General features: G+C 73.9%; 17 protein-coding genes. 5 read left to right on the plus strand and 12 right to left on the minus strand.

What is annotated here, in order from left to right:
• Window positions 1–4: 4 nt before the first annotated feature.
• On the minus strand, window positions 5–574 hold the full coding sequence (locus tag IF20_RS09915; protein ID WP_234426592.1) for an RNA polymerase sigma factor: 570 nt from the start codon (window positions 572–574) through the stop codon (window positions 5–7).
• A gap of 218 nt (window positions 575–792) precedes the next feature.
• Between IF20_RS09915 and IF20_RS09920 the strand changes: the two genes are divergently transcribed.
• The gene (locus tag IF20_RS09920) at window positions 793–1,455 is read left to right on the plus strand and encodes a flavin reductase family protein (RefSeq protein ID WP_234426601.1); all 663 of its coding nucleotides are present in this window, start codon (window positions 793–795) and stop codon (window positions 1,453–1,455) included.
• Here the strand turns inward: IF20_RS09920 and IF20_RS09925 are convergent.
• The 3 genes from IF20_RS09925 to IF20_RS09935 are packed head-to-tail and all read right to left on the minus strand — an operon-like array spanning window position 1,436 to window position 4,847.
• Window positions 1,436–2,788 carry an MFS transporter gene (locus IF20_RS09925; protein WP_110944033.1) on the minus strand — a complete coding sequence of 451 codons (1,353 nt, stop codon included), beginning with the start codon at window positions 2,786–2,788 and terminating at the stop codon, window positions 1,436–1,438. The two genes, IF20_RS09920 and IF20_RS09925, sit on opposite strands and share 20 nt — an antisense overlap.
• A 37-nt stretch (window positions 2,789–2,825) precedes the next feature.
• Window positions 2,826–3,893, minus strand: a complete 1,068-nt coding sequence (locus IF20_RS09930) for a Zn-dependent alcohol dehydrogenase (protein ID WP_052864719.1) — start codon at window positions 3,891–3,893, stop codon at window positions 2,826–2,828.
• 42 nt (window positions 3,894–3,935) lie between these two features.
• Entirely contained in the window at window positions 3,936–4,847 is a 912-nt protein-coding gene (locus IF20_RS09935; RefSeq protein WP_052864720.1) for an SDR family oxidoreductase, read from the minus strand.
• 97 nt (window positions 4,848–4,944) lie between these two features.
• Here IF20_RS09935 and IF20_RS09940 point away from each other — a divergent pair, with 97 nt between their 5' ends.
• Window positions 4,945–5,880: a cyclase family protein gene (locus IF20_RS09940; RefSeq protein WP_052864721.1), complete on the plus strand. Its 936-nt coding sequence runs from the start codon at window positions 4,945–4,947 to the stop codon at window positions 5,878–5,880.
• 228 nt (window positions 5,881–6,108) lie between these two features.
• Here IF20_RS09940 and IF20_RS09945 read toward each other — a convergent pair whose 3' ends face one another.
• The 4 genes from IF20_RS09945 to IF20_RS09960 form a co-directional block, all read right to left on the minus strand.
• Window positions 6,109–6,591 (minus strand): ATP-binding protein, encoded by a 483-nt coding sequence (locus IF20_RS09945; RefSeq protein ID WP_052864722.1) that lies wholly within the window; start codon window positions 6,589–6,591, stop codon window positions 6,109–6,111.
• Window positions 6,592–7,005: 414 nt separating this feature from the next.
• On the minus strand, window positions 7,006–7,980 hold the full coding sequence (locus IF20_RS09950; protein ID WP_052864723.1) for an acyl-CoA dehydrogenase family protein: 975 nt from the start codon (window positions 7,978–7,980) through the stop codon (window positions 7,006–7,008).
• 2 nt (window positions 7,981–7,982) lie between these two features.
• A complete protein-coding gene (locus tag IF20_RS09955; protein ID WP_052864724.1) occupies window positions 7,983–9,137 on the minus strand; it encodes an acyl-CoA dehydrogenase family protein in 1,155 nt (384 codons plus the stop codon).
• Window positions 9,137–10,333: an amidohydrolase family protein gene (locus IF20_RS09960; RefSeq protein WP_052864725.1), complete on the minus strand. Its 1,197-nt coding sequence runs from the start codon at window positions 10,331–10,333 to the stop codon at window positions 9,137–9,139. The genes IF20_RS09955 and IF20_RS09960 overlap by 1 nt, the downstream gene beginning before the upstream one ends.
• Before the next feature lie 182 nt (window positions 10,334–10,515).
• Here IF20_RS09960 and IF20_RS39075 point away from each other — a divergent pair, with 182 nt between their 5' ends.
• Complete coding sequence (locus IF20_RS39075) at window positions 10,516–10,812, plus strand: hypothetical protein (protein ID WP_199896548.1); 297 nt, start codon at window positions 10,516–10,518, stop codon at window positions 10,810–10,812.
• Here the strand turns inward: IF20_RS39075 and IF20_RS40460 are convergent.
• Both IF20_RS40460 and IF20_RS09975 read right to left on the minus strand, forming a co-directional pair.
• On the minus strand, window positions 10,779–14,189 hold the full coding sequence (locus tag IF20_RS40460; protein WP_052864727.1) for a protein kinase: 3,411 nt from the start codon (window positions 14,187–14,189) through the stop codon (window positions 10,779–10,781). The genes IF20_RS39075 and IF20_RS40460 overlap by 34 nt on opposite strands.
• Before the next feature lie 265 nt (window positions 14,190–14,454).
• The gene (locus IF20_RS09975; RefSeq protein ID WP_052864728.1) at window positions 14,455–16,302 is read right to left on the minus strand and encodes a serine/threonine-protein kinase; all 1,848 of its coding nucleotides are present in this window, start codon (window positions 16,300–16,302) and stop codon (window positions 14,455–14,457) included.
• 194 nt (window positions 16,303–16,496) lie between these two features.
• On the opposite strand from IF20_RS09975, the gene IF20_RS09980 reads away from it, so the two are divergent.
• A complete protein-coding gene (locus tag IF20_RS09980) occupies window positions 16,497–17,813 on the plus strand; it encodes a serine hydrolase domain-containing protein (protein WP_234426593.1) in 1,317 nt (438 codons plus the stop codon).
• 111 nt (window positions 17,814–17,924) lie between these two features.
• Here the strand turns inward: IF20_RS09980 and IF20_RS09985 are convergent, their stop codons facing one another.
• On the minus strand, window positions 17,925–19,631 hold the full coding sequence (locus IF20_RS09985) for a glycerol-3-phosphate dehydrogenase/oxidase (RefSeq protein WP_110944060.1): 1,707 nt from the start codon (window positions 19,629–19,631) through the stop codon (window positions 17,925–17,927).
• 209 nt (window positions 19,632–19,840) lie between these two features.
• Here IF20_RS09985 and IF20_RS09990 point away from each other — a divergent pair, with 209 nt between their 5' ends.
• A complete protein-coding gene (locus tag IF20_RS09990) occupies window positions 19,841–21,091 on the plus strand; it encodes a nucleotide sugar dehydrogenase (RefSeq protein ID WP_052864731.1) in 1,251 nt (416 codons plus the stop codon).
• 65 nt (window positions 21,092–21,156) lie between these two features.
• Here the strand turns inward: IF20_RS09990 and IF20_RS09995 are convergent, their stop codons facing one another.
• Entirely contained in the window at window positions 21,157–22,266 is a 1,110-nt protein-coding gene (locus IF20_RS09995) for a GuaB3 family IMP dehydrogenase-related protein (protein WP_052864732.1), read from the minus strand.
• Window positions 22,267–22,360: the final 94 nt, after the last annotated feature.

The following is a 22,360-nucleotide window of genomic DNA, read 5'->3' on the forward strand; positions in this document are numbered from 1 at the left end:
GTGCTCACCTCCCCGCGAGGTCGTACGGCGAAGCGGCGAGGTATTCCCGTAACCGCTCCAGGGCGCGCTTTCGGTGCCGGGCCGCCGTGCACCGCTGCACTTTCATGATCCTGGCGGCCTTCCCGAGGGTGTAGCCGTCCAGGTCGACGAGGATGACCAGGCCTGCCTGGCGGTGCGTGAGCCGGCTCAGCAGCCGCACCGCCTCCAGCTCCGCCTGCCGGCGCTCCCGCCGGCCGTCCCAGCCGGTCCCGGGCAGCTCGCGCATGAGCGCGCCGCTGCCGGGCCCGTCCTCCGGCCCGCCCTCGCCGATCAGCGCCTGTCGCCGCTCCCTGCGGTGCGCCTCCCGTGCGACGCTCAGCAGCGCGGTGAAGGCGCGGGCGTACGGCTCCGGGTGGGCCAGGAAGCGGTACGGGCGCGCGGCGAGCTTCAGGTACGTCTCGTGCACGATGTCCTCCGCCGACTGCCGGGAGCCCGCCAGCAACACAGCGCGCCGGTAGAGCCGCGGGAGCAGTCCGCTGAAGACGTCGTCGAAGGACGGCGACGGAAAGGGCGACGACGGCATCGCATCGGCCATGAGGTGGAACTCTCCCCCGAATCCGATACGGGTGCGACCGTGAGGGAGATACCCGGCATGATCCGCGGCCAACCGGCCGAATACCGACAAACATTCGGTCCACCGCCGATCCGCCACCCGGCGCCGCCCGCGCGGCCCGCCCAGCACCGCGCGCCCCGTCACTACCCATCTGACGGTGCATCAGTTTCAATGAGGAGGACGGAAGGGAGCGCAGCATGATGGGACATGCCGGCATGGCGGCCACTGCGGTGCGCTATCTGCGCGCGGCGGGCGCCGCCACCTCGGCCGCCGCGACGCCCGGCCCCGACGCCTCGCCCGGCGGCCCGGGAACGGCCGCAGGGCCCGCCCTGCGGGCCGTGCGCGAGGACGAGCGGGCCCCGGTCGACCGCGCCGAATTCCGGCGCGTGCTGGGCCATTTCGCGAGCGGCGTCACGGTCGTCACGGCCCCCGGCGAGGCGGCCGGCGCCGCGCCCGCCGGCTTCGCCTGCCAGTCGTTCGCCTCGCTGTCCCTGGACCCGCCGCTGGTGGCCTTCATGGTGGCGCGCACGTCGGCGACCTGGCCACGGCTCGCCCGGGCCGGGGTCTTCTGCGTGAACGTCCTGGGCGCCCATCAGGGCGCGCTGTGCCGCGCCTTCGCGGTCAGTGGCGCCGACAAGTTCGCCGGCGTCCGCCACACCCCGGCCCCGGCGAGCGGATCGCCGCTGCTGGCGGGCGTACCGGCGTGGATCGACTGCACCGTGCACGCCGTCCACACCGGCGGCGACCACCTCGTCGTCGTGGGCCGGGTGGACGCACTCGGCACGGACGACGCCGCGGCAGCCGCGGGACCACTGCTCTTCCACCGGGGCGAATTCGGGGAGTTCAGGGCGTTGCGGGACTGACGCGGCGCCGGATCACCAGCGCCATCAGGACCGCCAGCGCGCACAGCGCTCCGGAGCCGTACCAGACCGGGTCGTACGTCCCCAGGGTGTCGCGGACCAGGCCGCCCACGAAGGCGATGAGCGCCGCGCCCACTTGATGGGAGGCCAGGACCCACCCGAAGACGATCGCGGCGTCCTCCCCGTAGTGCTCGCGGCACAGCGCAATCGTGGGCGGCACGGTCGCGACCCAGTCGAGGCCGTAGAAGACGATGAAGAAGAGCATCGGCGGGTGCACGGCGTCCGACAGCAGCATCGGCAGGAACATCAGGGAGACGCCGCGCAGCCCGTAGTACGCGGCGAGGAGCCGGCGGCTGTCGAAGCGGTCGGTGAACCAGCCGGAGGCGACCGTCCCGAGGATGTCGAAGATGCCGATGACCGCGAGCAACGAGGCGGCCAGCGTCATCGGCATGCCGTGGTCGTGAGCCGCGGGCACGAAGTGCGTCTTGACCAGGCCGTTCGTGGTGGCGCCGCAGATCGCGAAGGAGCCGGCGAGCAACCAGAAGGGGCCGGTGCGCGCGGCGTTGGCGAGCGCCTTCAGCGTGCGCCGGGCGGCCCCTCGGCGAGGCGCGGGCCGGGGCACGAACTCGCTCGCGCCGTACGGTGCCAGGCCCACGTCCGCGGGGTGGTCACGGAGCAGCAGCCACACCAGCGGCACGACAGCGAGGGCGGTCAGCGTCACCGTGACGGCCGCGGGGCGCCAGCCGTGGCTCTCCACGATCCAGGACAGCAGCGGCAGGAAGACGAGCTGCCCGGAGGCGCCCCCGGCGGTGAGGATGCCGGTGACCAGGCCGCGCCGCGCCACGAACCAGCGGCCGGTGACGGTCGCGGCGAAGGCCAGCGCCATGGAACCGCTGCCGAGGCCGACGAGGACGCCCCAGTAGAGGGTCAGCTGCCAGGAGGTGGTCATCCATACGGTGAGCCCGGCGCCCGCCGCGATCACGGCGAGCGCGCAGGCCACGACCCGGCGGATGCCGAAGCGGTCCATCAGCGCGGCGGCGAACGGGGCCGTGAGCCCGTACAGGGCGAGGTTGACCGAGACCGCGAACCCGATGGTGCCGCGCGGCCAGTGGAACTCCTCGTGCAGCGGCTCGATCAGCAGGCCCGGGAGGGAGGCGAAGCCGGCGGCGCCCACGAGGGTGAGGAAGGTGACCGCGGCGACGGACCACGCGCGGTGCGGCCGGCGGCGCCCGGTGGGCGGTACCGCCGCCGGCAGGGCTTCTCGGAGGTCTGGAGTCTGCGTCACCGGATCAGCTTCCGGCAGCGGCTTGCCGGTGACGAGTGGCCTGATGGCCATGGTCCATCAGGATCGGGCCACCGGGGGGATCGGCTGATCAGAACAGCAGCACTCCCCGCGCCACCCGTCCCGCCTCCGCGTCCGCGACCGCCGCCGCGAAGTCCTCCACCGGGTACGTACGGGTCACCAGTTCGTCCAGCAGCAGCCGCCCGGCCCGGTACAGGGCGGCGTAGCGGGCGATGTCGTGCTGCGGCCGCGAGGAGCCGTACCGGCAGCCCAGGATCGCCTTGTCCAGGTACATCGAGGACACCAGGAACGAGGCCTCCGCGTCGGCCGGCGGGACGCCCAGCAGGACCGCCTGGCCGTGCCGGTCGAGCAGGTCGACCGCCTGCCGGATCAGCCGTACGTCACCCACGCACTCGAAGGTGTGGTCGGCGCCGGTCGGCAGGACGGCGCGTACGGCCGCGACGGTGTCCGGCTCGGCCGAGGCGTCCACGAAGTGCGTCGCGCCGAACCGCCGGGCCGCCGCCTCCTTCGCCGGGTTCGCGTCGACCGCGACGATCGTCGTCGCGCCCGCGATCCGGGCCCCCTGCAGGACGTTCAGGCCGATGCCGCCCGCTCCGAGGACCACCACCGACTCGCCGTGGCCCACCCGGGCGCGGTTGAGCACGGCGCCGACACCGGTCAGCACGCCGCAGCCCAGGAGCGCGGCGGACGCCATCGGGAGGTCCGCGGGGATCTTCACGGCCTGGACGGCGCTGACGACCGTGCGCTCGGCGAAGGCGGAGTTCGCGGCGAAGTTGAACAGCCGCGTCCCGCCACGGCGGAACGGCCTGCCGGGCCTGCCGATCGCCTGCCGGCACATCGTGGGCCGCCCCCGGTCGCACTCCGCGCACGTCCCGCAGTTGGCGAGCGTGGACAGCGCGACGTGATCGCCCGGTGCCACGTGCGACACGCCGTCGCCTACGGCCTCCACGACCCCGGCGCCCTCGTGGCCCAGGACGACCGGCACCGGAAAGGGGATCGTCCCGTCGACCACCGACACGTCGCTGTGGCACAGCCCCGCCGCACGGAGGGCGACCAGCACCTCGCCCGGGCCCGGGGCGCGCACCTCCAGGTCGGTGACGACCTGCGGCGCCTGTCCGTCGAAGATCACGCCACGCACGGCGTCCCCTCTCCCCGGCTCCCCCCGGCCGCCCGCGCCCGGTCAGGCATGGGGCCGGTCCCCGGCCGTCGCCGCCGCGGCCATTTCCGCCAGCCTGGCCAGCATCGGCATGGGGTCGGTCCCGACCGTCCCCGGGAGGAGGTCGGCGAGCTTCTCGGGGGTCCACGCGCCCTCGGAGTACGCGGCGCGCAGCTCCCGGGGCTGGGCCCAGACCGCGATCTTCGGCCCGGCGACGGTGTACACCTGCCCGGTGATCCGCTCCTCCTTGGCGCGGTCGCTCAACAAGTAGACGACGAGGGCCGCGACGTCCTCGGGCTCGCCGATCTCCTTGAGCTCCATGGGGACGCCTGCGGACATCCGGGTGCGCGCGACGGGCGCCACCGCGTTCGCGGTCACGCCGTACTTGTGCAGCCCCAGCGCCGCGCTGCGCACGAGGGAGATGATGCCGCCCTTGGCTGCGGAGTAGTTGGCCTGCGAGACGCTGCCCTGATGATTGCCGCTGGTGAAGCCGATGAGGGTGCCGGCCTTCTGGCGGCGCATCACCGCGGCGGCGGCCCGGAAGACGGTGAACGTCCCCTTGAGGTGAACGGCGAGCACCGGGTCCCACTCCGCCTCGGACATGTTGAAGAGCATCCGTTCGCGCAGGATGCCGGCCACGCAGACCACGCCGTCGATGCGTCCGTACCGGGCGAGGGCGGTGTCCACGATGCGCTGCCCGCCGTCCATGGTGGCCACGTCGTCGGCGACCGCGACGGCCTCCCCGCCGGCCGCCTCGATCTCCTTGACCACGCCGGCGGCGACCTCGCTACTTGGCTCGCTGCCGTCCACCGAGACGCCGTGGTCGTTGACGATCACCTTGGCGCCCTCGGCGGCGGCCGCCAGGGCCACCGCGCGCCCGATGCCGCGGCCGGCACCGGTGACGGCGACCACCTTGCCGGTCAAGAAGTTCCCCATACCGAGCCCCTTCCCGCAGTTTCTGACGGACCGTTAGATTTTTGAGCAGACGCGGTACGAAGACAAGCCCCACGGCCGAATCATCCGAGGAGGGCACATGCCCCTGCCGCAGGAGTTCCACGACATCGCCCGACGTGTGAACAATTGGGGCCGCTGGGGCCCGGACGACGAGATCGGCACCCTGAACCTGATCACCGGGGACGTGGTGCGCGCCGCCGCCGCGACCGTACGCAGCGGCCTGCGCATCCCCCTCGCGCTGCCGCTCCAGCAGGACGGCGTGCAGACCGGCGCCATACCGGGGCGGGTCAACCCGCTGCACACGATGGTCGCGATCAACCACGAGATGTTCGGCCCCGACACGGTCGCCACCAGCGACGACGCGGTGACCATGGGCCTGCAGGCGGCCACCCACTGGGACGGCCTCAGCCATGTCTCGCACTCGGGGCGGCTCTACAACGGCCGCCCGGCCGGCACCGTCACCGCCCACGCGGGCGCCACCGCGCTCGGCATCGAGAAGGTGCCGTCGGTCGTGACCCGCGGGGTGCTGCTGGACGTGGCACGCGTACGGGCCGGCGGCGGCGACCAGCCGCTGGACGGCGCGCACGCCGTCACCCCGGAGGACCTGGCGGCGGCGGAGGAGCTGGCCGGCACGGCCGTACGCGCCGGCGACGTGGTCCTCGTACGCACCGGGCAGCTGCGGCGCTACCTGGCGGGCGACAAGCAGGGCTACGCGTTCCCCTCACCGGGGCTGTCGGTCCGCGCCCCGGAGTGGTTCCACGCCCGCGACGTCGCCGCGGTCGCCACGGACACCCTCACCTTCGAGATCTTCCCGCCGGAGATCGAGGACCTGTGGCTGCCGGTGCACGCGCTGCACCTGGTCGAGATGGGGATGCTGCAGGGCCAGAACTGGAACCTGGAGGAGCTGTCGGCGGCCTGCGCGGCCGAGCGGCGCTACGCGTTCCTGCTCTCGGCGGTGGCCGAGCCGTTCACCGGGGGGACGGGGGCGCCGGTCGCGCCCGTGGCGGTGCTGTAGCGGGAGCCGGACGGCAGGAGCTCCCTCCGGGGGCACCGGCCGAGGTGGCGGTGCGCTCATGCGCACCCCGAGCGCGGCACCGCGGACCGCCACCTGGCTCCGGGCGCGACCCGCACTCGCCAAGGGGGCGTCTCCCCCGTACCCTCGGCGTCCCCTCACGGCGAATCGCTGAACCCAAGCGTGATCAAGCTGCCACGGGACGTCAACACCTGGTCTGGACTTTTTCGGTCACACCCTGTTCGTCAGGGCGCACGGCAGTTCGTACGCGGCCGCCGCCGCGGGTTCCGCGCCCGCTCCCCGCAGCACCGAACGGCCGCGGTCCACCTCGCACCAGATGCGCTTGCCCGGCCCTTCGGGCTGCCAGCCCCAGCGGTCGGCCAGGCCGTCGACCAGCTCCAGCCCGCGGCCGTTGGTGTCGTCGCCCTCCGCGCGGCGCTGCCGCGGCGGCCGGGCGCTGCCGTCCACCACTTCCAGCCGTACGGTCCCGACCACGGGCCCCGTCCCGGAGAAGCACAGCCGCAGCTCGGCGGGCGAGCCGGCATGCACCACGGCATTGGTGACGAGTTCGGAGACCAGCAGGATCAACGTCTCCGCCAGTGGCTCGTCGACCCCTATGCCGGACCCGGTCAGCCGCGACCGGGCCCACCTGCGGGCCCGGCCGACCTCAGCGGGGTCGGGTCGTACCTCCAACTGCACCTGAAGCACCTGCACCGCTCACACCATCCGAACCGGCGGAAACATCGCCTCGCGCCTCCACGGGATCACGGTGCGTGACCCCGGCGAAGCACAGCATGGTTGACGTTCAGTCACCCCAACAAGCGCTTCAGGCATATTCCAGCGGAAGGGAGTATGCGTGCTGCATACTGTGCGACGCGCAGTGCGGGGAGTCGAACGCGGGGGTTTCGCGGGCCCCCGCCCGGTGCCAGCGGTACGCATCCCGCGCCCCGGGGGTGCCTCGCAGGCAACGCCGGGGTGGTTGCGCCTCAGAACCACTCGCACCTGAGCGAGCGTACCCGAGCCGCACGCCGACTCCCCCGCGTAACAAGTCACGCGGAGGACACAACCCGATATCGACGCTGCGTGACCGCTCATGCGTGCGGAGTCCGACATTCCACCCAACGACGGTCACAGAACGATATGACCGTCGGTCAGCGCCTCGGCCAGCGTTTCCGTTCCGTCCGCCACCGTCTGCCAGGCCGCCGCGCGGAGCCAGGCGCGCTTCAAGGCGAGGTGCACGTCCGCCTCCCAGGTGAATCCCGTTCCGCCGTGCACCTGTAGGCAGTCCCGGGCATTGCCCGTGGCGGCCTCGTCGGCGAGCAGCTTCGCGCCGGCCACCTCGACCGGGTCGCCGGTGACGGACGCCGCGTAGACGGCGCTCCGGGCGACCTCCACCCGTACCAGCATCTCCGCACACAGGTGCTTGACGGCCTGGAAGGAGCCGATCGGCGCCCCGAACTGCTCCCGCTGCCGCGCGTACGCCACCGCCGCCTCCAGCGCGCGCACGGCGCCGCCCAGCTGCTGCGCCGCGGTCAGCAGCGCGGCGTCGCGACGGAGCCGGCCCACGTCCACCGCGTACGGCGCGCCGGACGGGCCGTCGAGGAGCCGGGCGAGCGGCGTGAGCGGGTCGACCGAGCGCACCGCCGCCGTCCGCAGCTCCCCGGCCGCGTACCGGTGGGCGGCGTCGGCCCCCACCACGATCACCTCGTCGCAGTCGGCCGGGTGGTCCCACAGCACGGGCGCCGCCGTCGCGTCGCACAGCCCCGCGATCCGCTCGCCGGTCGCCGCCCCGTCCACGGCGCCCGCCAGCAGCACCCCCGCCACCAGGGGGCCCGGCAGCAGCGCCCGCCCGGCCTCCTCCATGACCAGGACCGCTTCCTGCGGCCCGAGCCCGGTACCGCCCGCCGCCTCGGGCAGCAGCAGCGAGAAGAAGCCCGCGCCGGCCAGCTCACGCCACAGGCCGCGGTCCAGCACGGGCCCGTCGCCCGCCGCCTCGTACGCGGCCACCGCGGCCCGCAGCCGCTCCGTGGGGAACCGCCCGGCGAGCAGCTCGCGGACGCCGGTACGCAGCGCCCGCTGGTCTTCGGAGAGCTGGAAGTCCACGGTCAGCGTCCCTTCGGGAGGCCGAGGATCCGCTCGGCGACGATGTTCCGCTGGATCTGGGAGGTGCCGGCCGCGATCGTGTACGAGAGGGACGAGAGCCGGTCGGCGACCCACTCGTGGTCCGCGTCGAGCGCCCCGGCGCCCAGCACCTCGGCGGCCGCGTCGTACAGCTCCTGCCGGGCGTGCGAGTACCGCAGCTTGAAGACGGAGCCGCCGACGCCCGGCACCCCGCCGCCCGCCTGGGCCGCGCTGACGTTCCACTGCGTGAGCCGCCACAGCGCGGCGAACTCCGCGGCCAGCCGCCCCAGCCGGCGCCGCAGCACCGCGTCGTCCCAGCGGCCGTTCCCGCGCGCCGTACGGGCCAGCGCGGCCAGCACCCGATGGCAGGCCACCACCTCGCCCACGAAGGCGGTGCCGCGTTCGAAGGAGAGGGTCACCATCGTCACGCGCCAGCCGTCGTTCTCGGCCCCCACCCGGTTCGCGACCGGCACCCGCACCTCGTCGAGGAAGACCTCGGCGAACTCCGTCGAGCCGGCGAGCGTACGCAGTGGGCGCACGGTGATGCCGGGCGCGTCCATGGGCATCGCGAGCCAGCTGATGCCCCGGTGCCGGGGCGCTCCGGGGTTGGTGCGGACCAGCAGTTCGCACCAGTCGGCGACCTCGGCGTGCGAGGTCCACAGCTTGCTGCCGCTGACCACATAGAAGTCGCCGTCCCGCACCGCCTTCGTGCGCAGCGCAGCCAGGTCGGACCCGGCCGCCGGCTCGCTGAAGCCCTGGCACCAGATCTCCTCGCCGCGCAGGATCGGCGGCAGCCAGCGGGCGCGCTGCTCCGCCGTGCCCTCGGCGGCGACGGTCGGCCCGGCGTGCAGCAGGCCGACGAAGTTCGCTCCTACGTACGGCGCGCCCGCGCGTTCGGTCTCCTCCAGGAAGATCAGGTGCTGGGTGGGCGTCGCACCACGCCCGCCGGCGTCGGCCGGCCAGTGCAGTCCCGCGTATCCGGCGTCGTACAGCATCCGCTGCCAGGCCGTGTCGTACGCCCGGCGACCGGGCCAGTCGGCCGCGGCGGGCTTCGGGGGCAGCTTCGGCAGCACTTCGGAGAGCCACGCCCGCAGCCGGGCGCGGAAGGACTCCTCCTCGGCCGTGTACGTGAGGTCCATCAGCGGACCCGGTCGAAGTCCAGGCCCAGCATACGGATGGCGTTCCCGCGCATCAGCTTGTACGTGGTCTCGTCGTCCAGCCCCTTCACGTGGTCGAGCGCGACCTCCTTCGTGTGCGGGAAGGTCGAGTCGACGTGCGGGTAGTCCGTCTCGAAGGTCGCGTTGTCCCGGCCGACCACGTCCAGCGAGGCGACCCCGTGCTTGTCCCGGAAGAAGCAGCAGAAGATCTGCCGGTAGTAGTACGTCGAGGGCGGCTCGGGGATCAGGTCGCGCACCCCGCCCCAGGCCCGGTGCTCCTCCCACACGTCGTCGGCCCGTTCCAGCGCGTACGGGATCCAGCCCATCTGGCCCTCGCTGTAGGCCAGCTTCAGCCGCGGGAACCGCACCAGGACGCCGCTGAACAGGAAGTCCATCATCGAGGCCATCGCGTTGTTGAAGGACAGCGAGGCCTGGACGGCGGGCGGCGCGTCCGGGGAGGCGGCGGGCATCTGGGAGCTGGACCCGATGTGCATGTTGACGACCGTGCCGGTCTCCTCGCAGACGGCGAAGAAGGGGTCCCAGTAGCCGCTGTGGATGGACGGCAGGCCGAGGTGGGTGGGGATCTCGCTGAACGTCACCGCACGCACGCCGCGCGCCGCGTTGCGCCGCACCTCGGCGACGGCGAGGTCGATGTTCCAGAGCGGCATGATGCACAGCGGGATCAGCCGGCCGCCGCTGTCACCGCACCACTCCTCGACCATCCAGTCGTTGTACGCCCGCACGCACGCCAGCGCGACCTCCTTGTCGTGCGCCTCCGCGAAGGTCTGGCCGCAGAAACGGGGGAAGGTCGGGAAGCAGAGGGACGCCTCGACGTGGTTGAGGTCCATGTCCTTGAGCCGCTCGGCCGGGTCCCAGCAGCCGGGGCGCATCTCGGCGCGGGTGATGCCCTCCAGGGTCATCTCGTCGCGGTCGAAGCCGACGGCGGCGATGTTGCGCTTGTACGGGAACCTCAGGTCCTCGTAGAGCCACCAGTCGGTGGGCGGTCCTTCGGGGTCCATGGTGATGACGTACCTGCCGCCCACGTACTCCAGCTCGCCGATGCCGGCGGTCAGGGGTTTGGGCCCGCGGTCCCGGTACTTCTCCGGCAGCCAGGTCTCGAAGAGGTGCGCGGGTTCGATGACGTGGTCGTCGACGCTGATGATGCGCGGTAGCTCCATCGGACTCCCCTGTCGTTTTCTGATGACCCGTCAGATGACCGTCAGGTGCAGGCTAACCCCCGCCCTCTGGACAGACAAGGCGCACAGCCCTACGCTCGCGATTAAACCTGACGTGGCGTCAGATACGTGGGAGGGACGGGCGTCTGACCGCCGAGACGCTGTGGGAACTGGTGTGCGCGGTCGTGGAACGGCGGACCGGGGCCGGGGCCGGGGAGGAGGCCGGGGCCGAGGTCACAACGGAGTCGCTGGGCGCGTGGCTACGGGAGCGCGGGCTCGCCCCGCACAAGCTGCCCGAACGGGTGGAGGTGGTGGACGCGCTCCCCCGGGGCGCGACGCTGCGCAAGGTGCTCAAGGCCGAGCTGCGCGCCCGCTTCACGCCGGGCGCATGCGGGGTGACGGGCACGTGCGGGGCGACGGGGAGCGAGGCGGCGGAGAGCGGGGCGCCTCAGGGGCGGAAGGACGTGGACGCCTGCTCGTAGAAGCGGTCCACCTCGGCCCGGTCTCGGTCCGGGCCGATGGCCAGGACGAGGTGGTAACGGCCCTTGTCCAGCAGCGCCATGTTGCGCGCGTACGTCGCGGCGTCGCTGTCCTCGCCCCAGGTGAACGTGCCCTCGGCCATGGATGTGCGGCCGACGTCGGTACGCCGCACCCCCGAGGTCGAAGTCCAGCTCGCGTCCCGGAACGACGCCAGCTCCGCCTCCTTGTCCTGCTGGTACGCCATCGGGTCGGAGCCGTACCGCTTCGCGGTGTCCCGGCCCGGCACGACGATCAGCGTGAAGCCGCCCTTGGTGTACCGCACCTGTCCCCGGGCGTTCTTGGCGTGCCGCTGCCAGCCCTTGCGCACGGCGATCCGGAAGCCCTCGGGGTCGTCGCGCATCTCGAAGCCGTCGGCGAGGCCGGCCGGCGCCGTGGTCTGGGAGTGGCTGCTCCCGGGGCCCGTGCTCCCCGGTCGCGACCGCGCCGGGTCGGGCGCGTGCGCACCGGTCGCGGCTCCGCTGGGGCCGGCGCTCCGCACGCCCCCGGAGGCGCCCGTGTCCGAGCCGGACTCGGGCAGGAAGAGCACGGCGATCAGTACCGCCCCGACGACCAGCAGCAGTACGAGGCCGAGCAGCAGCATGCCCAGCCGCCGGGGGCCGCCGCGGGGCGCTCGGTCGCGGCCCGGCTGCGGCTCCCGCCGGCGCCCACGGGGACCGTCGTGGTCACGGAAGCCGCTCTCCTGGTCAAGGAAGGCACTTCCTTGACCACGGAAACCCTCGTGTTCACGGAATTCCTCGCGCTCACGGAGGCCGCCGTGCTCGCGCGAGCCTTCGTGCTCACGGAAGCCGTCGTAGTGGTGCGGCGGAGGTGGCGGTGCGGGGCGCGCGGGGGGCGCCGGCGTGGGCCGGGCCGCGGGTCGGGCCGCGCGGGGCGGCGCGGGCTTGTGCGGGCGCTCGCCCCGGCCCGGGCGCGGCTTCTTGTGCCGGCCACGGCGTACGAGCTCACCGCGGCGCCGCACGATCGGCAGCCGGCGCGGATCGCCGTTCGGCCCGAGGGCCGGCACGGTCACCACGGCCTGCCCCGCGTCCGGCTCCGGCGCCGTACGGACCAGCGAGCTCAGCCAGCCGCGCAGCTCCTCGAAGTCCGGGCGATCGGTCGGGTCCTGACGCAGCAGCGACTCCACCACGGGGCGCAGCGCGCCGCACTCCTCGGCCTGCGCGGGCGGGCGCGCGCACACCAACTGGACCAGTTCGGCGGCGCTGTCCTCGGGGTACGGGGCGTGGCCCTGCACGCTGCGGAACAGCAGGGCGCCGAGCGCCCAGAGGTCGGTGGCGGGTCCGACGGGCGGCGCGAGCCGCCAGTTGGCGTGCACGGGGCCGGCCTGCTCGGGGGCCCAGCGCTCGGTGACCGCGCCCACCATGGTGATCCGCGCCTGCCGCGCCCGCTCGGCCGCGAGCACGCTCCCGGATCCCGCGCCGGCGACCGAGCCGGTGGCCGAGCCGGTGACCATGCCGGAGTACGCGCCGATCTCCGCGCCGGGCCGCGTGCCGGTCGGCGCGCCGGCGCGCGGCCCGGGAACGCCACCCGACGCGGGCGGGCCCCCTGCCGGCGGACGCGGCCCAGGCGGGCCGAGAGGCGCAGCGCCCGTGCCCGGACCCGATGCGGGCGGGCCGACAGGGCCGGCGCCCGGCCCGGTCGGGCTCGTGGGCAGGGCCTGCGTACCGCTCTGTGGGCGGCGCACCGGACCCGGCAGTCCGCCGCCGTACGTGGCGCTGCCGGGCCGGGCCGGCTGTCGTGCGGCGGGCGGCACCCCGTTCCCCTGCCGCTGGGCGCCGCCGGCCTGGCCCCGTTGCGGTACCCCCGGCGGGCCGGGCGGCAGCTGCGGAGTGCCGGGCGTCGCCCCGGCCGGACGGCCCTGCGGCGCGGCGGACTGCCCCGGCGGGCCGGGCCGGTGCTGCGGTACGCCGGGAGGCCCCGGCGGAACGGCACCCGACTGCGGGGCGGCGAACGCGCTCGGCGGGCTGGGTTGGTCGGGCGGGCCGGCCGGGTTGGCGGAACGGTTTCCCTGGTCCGGCAGACCTTGTGCCGCGTGCGTGTCGTGCGCGGTGCGCGCCGCCGTGGCCCCCGCCCGGTAGGCGGCGATCGCCCCGGCCCGCGCCCGCCGCGGGTCGTCCTCGGCCCCCCGGCCCGGCTGCCGTCCGGCCTCCGGCACGGCCCGCGTCACCCCGCCGCGCCCGGCCCCTTCCGCCGCCGACACCCGCGGCCCGGCCGCCCGCGGCGCCTGACCACTCCCGGCCGCCCCGACCACCCCGGAGCTCCCGGAAGCTCCCGCACCCGCATTCCGGCCGCTTCCCGCATCCGCAGTCCGACCGTCACCCGCGTCCCGACCGCCTCCCATACCCGCAGTCCGACCGTCACCCGCATCCCGGCCACTTCCCGCACCCGCGTTCCGACCGTCACCCGCGCCCGCAGTCCGGCCGACACCCGCATCCCAGCCGCCTCCCGCACCCGCGGTCCGGCCGTCACCCGCGCCCGCCTCCCGGTCGCCTCCCGCACCCGTACCTCGACCGTCATCCGCCCCCCGGCCGCCCCCAGCTCCCGCGCCCGGGCCGCTCCGGTCGGTTGTCCTCGTGCCGCCCGCGCGCCATTCACGGACGGCGCCCGGGTGCGTGGCACCCGGGGGCGGGGCGGAGGCGCGGGGGGTCGGGTCGTAGCCGCAGAGGGCTTCTTCCGCGGCGCCGGCGGCCAGGCCGGTGAGGACGACGCGGCCGTCGTCGCAGACGAGGACCGTGCGCGGGGTGATGTTGCGGTGCGTCCAGCCGTGCGCGTGCAGGGCGCGCAGGGCCGTGAGGACGTCGGCGGCGATCTCGGCCGCGCGGTGCGGGGTCAGCGTTTCCTCGGCGAGCAGCGCGGACAGCGGGCGCGCGGGGACCCGTTCGCTGACGATCCACAGGCTGCCGTCCTGCGCGAAGACGTCGAAGACCTGGTCGAGCCGGGGGTGGTCGGGAAGGCGCGCGGCGGCCGTCGCGGCTTCCAGGGCGCGCCGCACCACGGGGTCGGCCGGGTCGCGGTCGGCCCGCGAGCCCGCACCCGTACCGCCGTGCCCCGCGCCCGCTCCGGTACGCCGCCCCCGGCTGCCGCCCGCGCCGCCGTACCCCCGGCCGGTCCCGCCGTCCGTGTCGTAGCCGTACGCGTCGTGGGGCCCGTGGTCGTCGACCAGCTCCGCATCCACGACTTCCGGGAGCGGGACCTGACGGATCAGCACTTCCTGTCCGCTGCGCGTGTCCAGCGCGCGGATCAGGGACGGTTCGGGCGCGTCCGGTGGCGGCACCGGAAGGCGGTAGCGCTCGGCGAGCACTCGCCCCGCGTACTCGTCCACGACGCCTCCCCAGTGCGCGCGATGCCGCGGCCACCTGACGGACCGTTCCTACCCCCCGGCGGAGCGGTCCGTGGTCAGTTCCGATCGCAATACTGCCGATATACGGCCGCCTACGGTCTATGCGGTGCCACGATACGTGTCCCGGATGCGCCTGGGGACCGCTCGGCGCAACAGTCCTCACCCGTCCCGGCAGCTTTCTGCCACCGGTGCGGGCACGGACCGGCGTCACACGCGAAACGGAAGGATCAGTCCCTCACAGGAGGGCTCAGTCCTTCACCGCGAAGGTGCGGAAGGCGGTCTCCCGGAGCTGCCGGCACTCCTTGTCCGGCCAGGTACCCGCCTTGCAGGAGATCATGATGGCGTAGCCGTGGCTGCCGTCGGCCTTGAAGCCGCGGTTCAGCACGCGCACCTTCTGACCGTGCTGCTCACGGGTGAACGACCAGTCGGCGACGGTCGGATAGTCCCGCCAGTCGACCTTCTTGATCCCGATGAGGTGGTAGCCGGAGCTGCTGCCGCGCACCGCCGGCTCCAGGCTCCGCCAGGCCGCCGCCGCGTCGGCCGACGGCTTGGAGTTGTAATCGACCTGAATGCGCGGGAACCCGCCGGACGCGCTGTATATGGCGCCCGAACCCTGGCCCGCCGTGGCGGTCTGCTTGAAGCCCTTCGGCATCGCCATCGAGAAGTGGAACCGGCCGTTGGAGATGTTCGCGAAGCCCGCCGGGACGTCCTTGCCGTCGCTCTCGTTCTCGTCCGGCTCGTCCTCATCGGCCGGCCCGCTGCTCGCCGACGCGTCCGGCGACGCGCTGTCGGTCTGCGGGCCCGCCTTGCCGTCGGACTTCGGTGCGTCGGACGCGGGGGTCGCCTCGGCGGTCTTCCGGTCCCCGGTCGCGCCCTTGTTACCCGTGTCGCCCCCGCCGCTCAGCGAGAAGGCGAGCACGGTGCCGAGCACGGCGAGGACGGCGACCACCGCGATGATGACGAGGGTGCGCTTCGGTACGACGTCGGTCAGCGAGGCCCGGCCGACTCCCACCGGCGTACGGCCGGACGCGGGCGCCCCGCCGGACGCCGGCTCGGCACGGGTGGTGGAGGCGGCCGCGGCGTTGCGTACCGACTTCAGGGCGCCGCGCATCCGCTCCCTGGCCGGCTCGGCGGCCGCGCCGGCGGAGGCGGCGGCGGGTCTCGGCGGTGCCGCGGGTTTCGGCGGCAGCGCCATCATGCGCGTCGCCTCGGCGGGCTTTTCGGGCGGCTTGGGGCCGGTGTCCTCGGGCGCGTTGACGGCGTCCGTGAGCAGCGCGCGGGCGCCCTCGGCCGACAGCCGCTGCGCCGGGTCCTTCACCAGCAGGCCGTAGATGACCTCTTCGAGGACGCCGGCGTTCTTGGGCGGGTCCACCGGCTCGGTCATCACCGCGGTCAGGGTGGCGATCGCGGAACCCTTGTCGTACGGGGGCACGCCCTCGACGCAGGCGTACACCAGGCCGCCCAGGGACCACAGGTCGGACGGCGGGCCGGGCTTCTGGCCGCGGGCGCGCTCCGGCGCGATGTACGAGGGCGCGCCGACGAGCATGCCCGTGGAGGTGACCGAGGGGTCGCCCTCGACCTGGGCGATGCCGAAGTCGGTGAGCACGACCCGGCCGTCCTCGGCGATCAGGACGTTCGACGGCTTCACGTCGCGGTGCAGGATGCCCTCGCGGTGCGCTGCGCACAGCACGTCGAGGACGGCGAGGCCGACCTCGGCGGCGCGGCGCGGGGTGAGCGCGCCGTCGTCGCGGATGACCTCGGCGAGGGAGCGGCCCTCGACCAGCTCCATGACGATCCAGGGGCGGTCGTCCTCGTCGACCACGTCGTAGACCGTGACCGCGCCGTTGTTGCGGATCCTGGCGATCGCCTTCGCCTCGCGCAGCGTACGGGTGATCAGGCGGCGCTTCTCGTCCTCCTCGACCCCGCCCGGGAAACGCAGCTCCTTGACCGCGACCGTGCGACCGAGGACCTCGTCCCGCGCCCGCCAGACCGTGCCCATGCCACCCCGGCCGAGGACATCGGCCAGCCGGTAGCGGCCGGCGAGCAGCCGGCCCGGCTCGCCGTCCTTGGCGCCCTTGGCGTCCTCGTCGCCCACTGAATCCCCTCTGCAATCCAGCCGAGTTGGCAACCTCAACACCAAACTGCCCCAACTCGGACAACCCACCCTGGCAGAGCCTTCATTCTCCCTCATCCGCGGCGGTGGGGAAGGCCCGGGTCCAGCAGGAGTACGCGCTGGGCACCCGTCATGATGGGCCCGACGACCGGGAGTCCTGATTGACCTTGCGATCCGTGAATTTTAGCCGTGTGGCGGCGCTGACGGCTGTCTTCGGCGTGCTTCTTGTGGCCGGATGTGCCACCCACCAGCGTGCCCCGGCACACACCACGGTGCCGAGTGCGCCCGGCGCGCGATCCCCGGCCGCCGACCGGCCGGGCCCGGGAACGGATGAGCCCCCACCCACGACCCGTACGCCGCGCCCCGGGCCGAAGGAGCCGGCGCCCGGCCGCACGCCGCCCCGCGCCCGGCAGTCGTCCGGACCGCCGGCCGCGCCGCGGCACACGGCCCGACCGACGAAGCCGGCGACCGCCAAGGCCGTCCGCGCGCTGGCCGCGGGCGAGGTTCCCGGGGCCGCGGCCCTGACGACCCGTGACGGCCACGCGTACGCCGCCCGATTCGCCGCGGCGGGCGTGGCCGACGTACGGACCGACCGGCCCATCACCCCCGCCGACCACTTCCGCGCCGGCAGCCTCACCAAGACGTTCATCGCCACGGTCGTGCTCCAGCTGACCGCCGAGCACCGGCTCTCCCTGGACGACACCGTCGGCCGGCTGCTGCCCGAGCTCACGCCCGGCGCCACGGACCCGCGCGACATCACCGTCCGCGAACTGCTGGACCACACCAGCGGCCTGTACAACTACACCGCCGACCCGGAGCTCTCGCGGGAGCTGCACGGCGCCGGCTTCACCGCCCACCGCTACGACACGTACACCCCGGACGAGCTGCTGCGGACCGCGCTGGGCCACCCGGCGGAGAACGCGCCCGGCGACCGGTACGTCTACTCCAACACCAACTACCTCGTACTGGGGCAGATCATCGAGGCGGTCACCGGGCACGGCTACGCCACGGAGGCGGAGCACCGGATCATCACCCCGCTGGGCCTGTCGGGCACCTCCTTCCCCGGGACGGACCCGCGCCTGCCCCGGCCGTACGGGCGCGGCTACTCGCAGGTGGGCGAGGAGCGCGTGGACAGTACGGCGCTGGATCCCAGCCGGGCGGGCGCGGCGGGCGAGCTGGTCACGACGCTCGGCGACCTGAACCGGTTCTTCGGCGCGCTGCTCGGCGGCCGGCTGCTGCCGCCCCGTCAGCTCGTCCAGATGCGGGACGAGAAGGACACGAACGGGGTGTACGGGCTGGGGCTCTACGGCACGCGGCTGTCGTGCGGCGTGACGGTCTGGGGCCACGACGGCGACATCAACGGCTCGTACGCGCAGACCGCGGCCACCGGGGACGGCCGGCACGTGCTGACGCTGCGGCTGAACACCGATCAGCCGGACGCGCCCCGGCGCATCCGCGCCCTGCTGACGGCGGAGTTCTGTCCCCGGAGCTGACGGCCCGAGGGGCGGATCCGGGGCCCCGAGGGGCGGATCCGAGGCCCCGAGGGGGCGGCTCCGCGGGGGACGGCGCGCACCCTCCGCACGCACGCGTCCCCGGAAGCGGCGCTACCGCGGCACGATGTCCGGCGCGCCCAGCCGGGCCGCGTCCGCCGTCAGGTCGTCCGGCTGCCGCTGGGACTCCCGCTCGGCCTCGACCCGCTTCTCGTAGTGCTCGATCTCCCGGTCGACCTGGTCCTGGTCCCAGCCCAGCGGCGGCGCCATCAGCTCGGCGACCTCGCGGGCGCTGCGGGTGCCCCGGTCGAAGGTCTCGATGGAGATGCGGGTGCGCCGGGTCAGCACGTCGTCCAGGTGCCGGGCGCCCTCGTGGGTGCAGGCGTAGACGACCTCGGCGCGGAGGTAGTCGTCGGCGGCGGCCAGCGGGGCGCCGAGCGACGGATCGTCGGTGATCAGCGCCAGCACCTCCTCGGCGAGCGAGCCGTAGCGGTTCAGCAGGTGCTCTATACGGGCGACGTGCAGGCCGGTGCGCGCCGCGATGTGCGCCCGCGCGTTCCACAGCGCCTTGTACCCCTCCGCGCCGACCAGCGGGATGTCCTCGGTGACGCAGTCCGCGACCCGCTGGTCCAGCCCGTGCACCGCCTCGTCCACCGCGTCCTTGGCCATCACCCGGTACGTCGTGTACTTGCCGCCCGCGACGACGACCAGGCCCGGCACGGGGTGCGCGACGGTGTGCTCGCGGGAGAGCTTGCTCGTCGCGTCCGACTCGCCGGCCAGCAGCGGCCGCAGGCCCGCGTAGACCCCTTCGACGTCGTCCCTGGTCAGCGGGGTCGAGAGGACCGCGTTCACATGTTCCAGGAGGTAGTCGATGTCGGCGCTGGAGGCGGCCGGGTGCGCCTTGTCCAGGTCCCAGTCGGTGTCGGTGGTGCCCACGATCCAGTGCCGTCCCCAGGGGATGACGAACAGCACGCTCTTCTCCGTGCGCAGGATCAGCCCGGTGGTGGAGTGGATGCGGTCCTTCGGCACGACGAGGTGGATGCCCTTGGAGGCGCGGACGTGGAACTGGCCGCGCTCGTTGATCAGCCCCTGGGTGTCGTCGGTCCACACGCCGGTGGCGTTGACGATCTGCCGGGCGCGCACCTCGTACTCGCCGCCGGCCTCCACGTCCTGCACCCGCGCGCCGACCACCCGCTCGCCCTCGCGCAGGAAGCCGACGACCCGGGCCCGGTTGGCGACCGAGGCGCCGTACGCGGACGCGGTGCGCACGATCGTGGCGACGTATCGGGCGTCGTCCATCTGCGCGTCGTAGTACTGCAGGGCGCCGACCAGCGCGTCCTTCTTGAGGCAGGGCGCGACCCGCAATGCGCCGGAACGGCTGAGGTGACGGTGGGCCGGCAGCCCGCGGCCGTGCCCGGAGGAGATCGACATCGCGTCGTACATCGCCACGCCGGTGCCGGCGTACCAGCGCTCCCAGCCCTTGTGCTGGAGCGGATAGAGGAACGGCACCGGCTTCACCAGGTGCGGCGCGATCCGCTCCAGCAGCAGCCCGCGCTCCTTCAGCGCCTCGCGTACCAGCGCGAAGTCCAGCATCTCCAGATAGCGCAACCCGCCGTGGATCAGCTTGCTGGAGCGCGATGACGTGCCCGAGGCCCAGTCCCGCGCCTCGACCAGGCCGGTGGACAGTCCGCGCGTCACCGCGTCCAGAGCGGTGCCCGCGCCGACGACTCCGCCGCCGATCACCAGCACGTCCAGCTCGCGTTCCGCCATTCGTGCCAGTGCGCCGGCGCGCTCGGCCGGTCCCAGTGTCGCTGTCCTCACCACTGCCTCCCGTTTCGGTCGGTGCTGTGATCGCTGCCACACCCCGTAGTCGATTCTGTCCGGAGGCGGCGGGGCCAGCCACCCTCCGCGCGCTGACCGAGTGGGAAGGCGCCACTCCGCATCCTTGATCCACCAATCCCCAGTCCGGGTCAAATGTCGGCTTAGTCTACTTATGCGTCACCTGGAATCGCTCGGGAAGGACGGCCAGCATGCCCGCAGACCTCGCCGTCATCGGACTCGGCCACATCGGCCTCCCCCTCGCCGAGGCCGCCGTCGCCGCCGGCCTCAACACCATCGGATACGCCCCCGAACCCCACACGGCCGCGGCGCTCGGCGCCGACGGCCCGCTCTCCCCCACCGAAGTGCGCCGGCTGCTCACCGCCGGCTTCCGCACCACCACCGACCCCGCCGCGCTCGGCAGGGTCCGTACCGCGGTCATCTGCGCGCCCACCCCGCTCGGCGAGGACCGCGCCCTGGACCTGCGCGCGGTGGCCGACGCCGCCCGCACCCTCGCCACCCATCTGCGCCCCCACACCACGGTGATCCTTGAGTCGGCGGGGTACCCCGGTACGACCGAGGAATTCCTCCGGCCGCTCCTGGAACAGGGCTCCGGACTCACCGCGGGACGCGACTTCCACCTCGCCTGCTCCCCCGCCCGGTACGACCCCGGCAACCGCCGCTACGGGCACGCCAACACCCCGAAGGTCATCGGCGGCCTCACCCCCGCCTGCACCGAGGCCGCCGCCGCCTTCTACGGCCGGCTCACCGACAAGGTCGTCCGCGCCCGCGGCCCCAAGGAGGCCGAGACCGCCGGCCTGCTGGAGACCAACTACCGGCACGTCAACATCGCCCTGATGAACGAGATGGCCGTGCTCTGCCACGACATCGACGTGGATCTCTGGGACGTCATCCGCTGCGCCGAGACCAAGCCCTTCGGCTTCCAGGCCTTCCGCCCCGGGCCCGGCGTCGGCGGCCACGCCGGGCCCGTCGACCCCCACCACCTCGCCGGCAAGGGCCGCGCCTCCGGCGGTCACCCGCTCCGCATGGTCGAACTCGCCCAGGAGGTCAACGGGCGGATGCCCCGGTACGTCATCCAGCGCTGCGCCACCCTCCTGAACGAGCACGGCAAGTCCGCGCGCGGCGCCCGCGTCCTGCTCCTCGGCGTCACCTACAAGCCGGACATCGCCGACCAGGAGGGCTCACCGGCCCGCGAGATCGCCGCCCGGCTGCTGGAGCTCGGCGCCCACCTGACGTACCACGACCCGCACGTCCCCCGGTGGCAGGTGCGCGGCCGGCCCGTGCCCCGCGCGGACTCCCTCTACGAGGCCGCCGCCGGCGCCGACCTCACCCTGCTCCTCCAGCACCACCGCACGTACGACCTCCAGGGCCTGGCGGTCAAGGCACAGCTGCTGCTGGACACGCGCGGGGCGACGCCCACGGGCGCCGCGTACCGGCTGTGAAACGCGCGAGGCCCCACCACCCGAGTCCGAGTGGCGGGGCCTCCCCGTATGGAAGGGAGCGGTGCCTACGCGGTCACCGTGACCTCGACCCGCTGGAACTCCTTCAGGTCGGAGTAGCCGGTCGTGGCCATCGCACGGCGCAGCGCGCCGAAGAAGTTCATCGAACCGTCCGGGGTGTGCGACGGGCCGAGCAGCACCTCCTCGGTCGTGCCGACCGCGCCGAGGTCCATGCGCTTGCCGCGCGGCACGTCCTCGTGCACGGCCTCCATGCCCCAGTGGTGGCCGCGGCCGGGCGCGTCGGTGGCGCGGGCCAGCGGGGAGCCCATCATCACGGCGTCCGCGCCGCAGGCGATGGCCTTGGGCAGGTCGCCGGACCAGCCCACGCCGCCGTCCGCGATCACGTGTACGTACCGGCCGCCGGACTCGTCCATGTAGTCCCGGCGCGCGGCCGCGACGTCCGCGACGGCGGTGGCCATCGGGACCTGGATGCCCAGGACGTTACGGGTGGTGTGCGCGGCGCCGCCGCCGAAGCCCACCAGCACGCCGGCCGCGCCGGTACGCATCAGGTGCAGGGCCGCGGTGTAGGTCGCGCAGCCGCCGACGATGACCGGGACGTCCAGCTCGTAGATGAACTGCTTGAGGTTCAGCGGCTCGGCGGCGGAGGAGACGTGCTCGGCGGAGACGGTGGTGCCGCGGATCACGAAGATGTCCACGCCGGCGTCCACGACCGCCTTGGAGAACTGCGCGGTGCGCTGCGGGGAGAGCGCGGCGGCGGTGACCACACCGGAGTCGCGCACCTCCTTGATGCGCTGGCCGATCAGCTCTTCCTTGATCGGCGCCGCGTAGATCTCCTGCAGGCGGCGGGTCGCGGCGGCCTCGTCCAGCTCGGCGATCTCCGCGAGCAGCGGCTCCGGGTCCTCGTACCGGGTCCACAGGCCTTCGAGGTTGAGAACGCCCAGGCCGCCCAGCTCGCCGATGCGGATGGCGGTCTCCGGGGAGACCACGGAGTCCATCGGGGCCGCCAGGAACGGCAGGTCGAAGCGGTAGGCGTCGATCTGCCAGGCGATCGAGACCTCCTTCGGGTCGCGGGTGCGCCGACTCGGTACGACGGCGATGTCGTCGAAGGCGTACGCCCGGCGGCCGCGCTTGCCGCGCCCGATCTCGATCTCAGTCACTGTGTGGCCTTTCCTCTGTGTCTGCCGTTCCAGTATCCCCGACATGCCGGAACCCGCGGACGGGTGTCCGCGGGCTCCCCTCACGCATGCGACC

This window comes from Streptomyces niger (genome assembly GCF_000718305.1).
Taxonomy (GTDB): Bacteria; Actinomycetota; Actinomycetes; order Streptomycetales; family Streptomycetaceae; genus Streptomyces; species Streptomyces niger.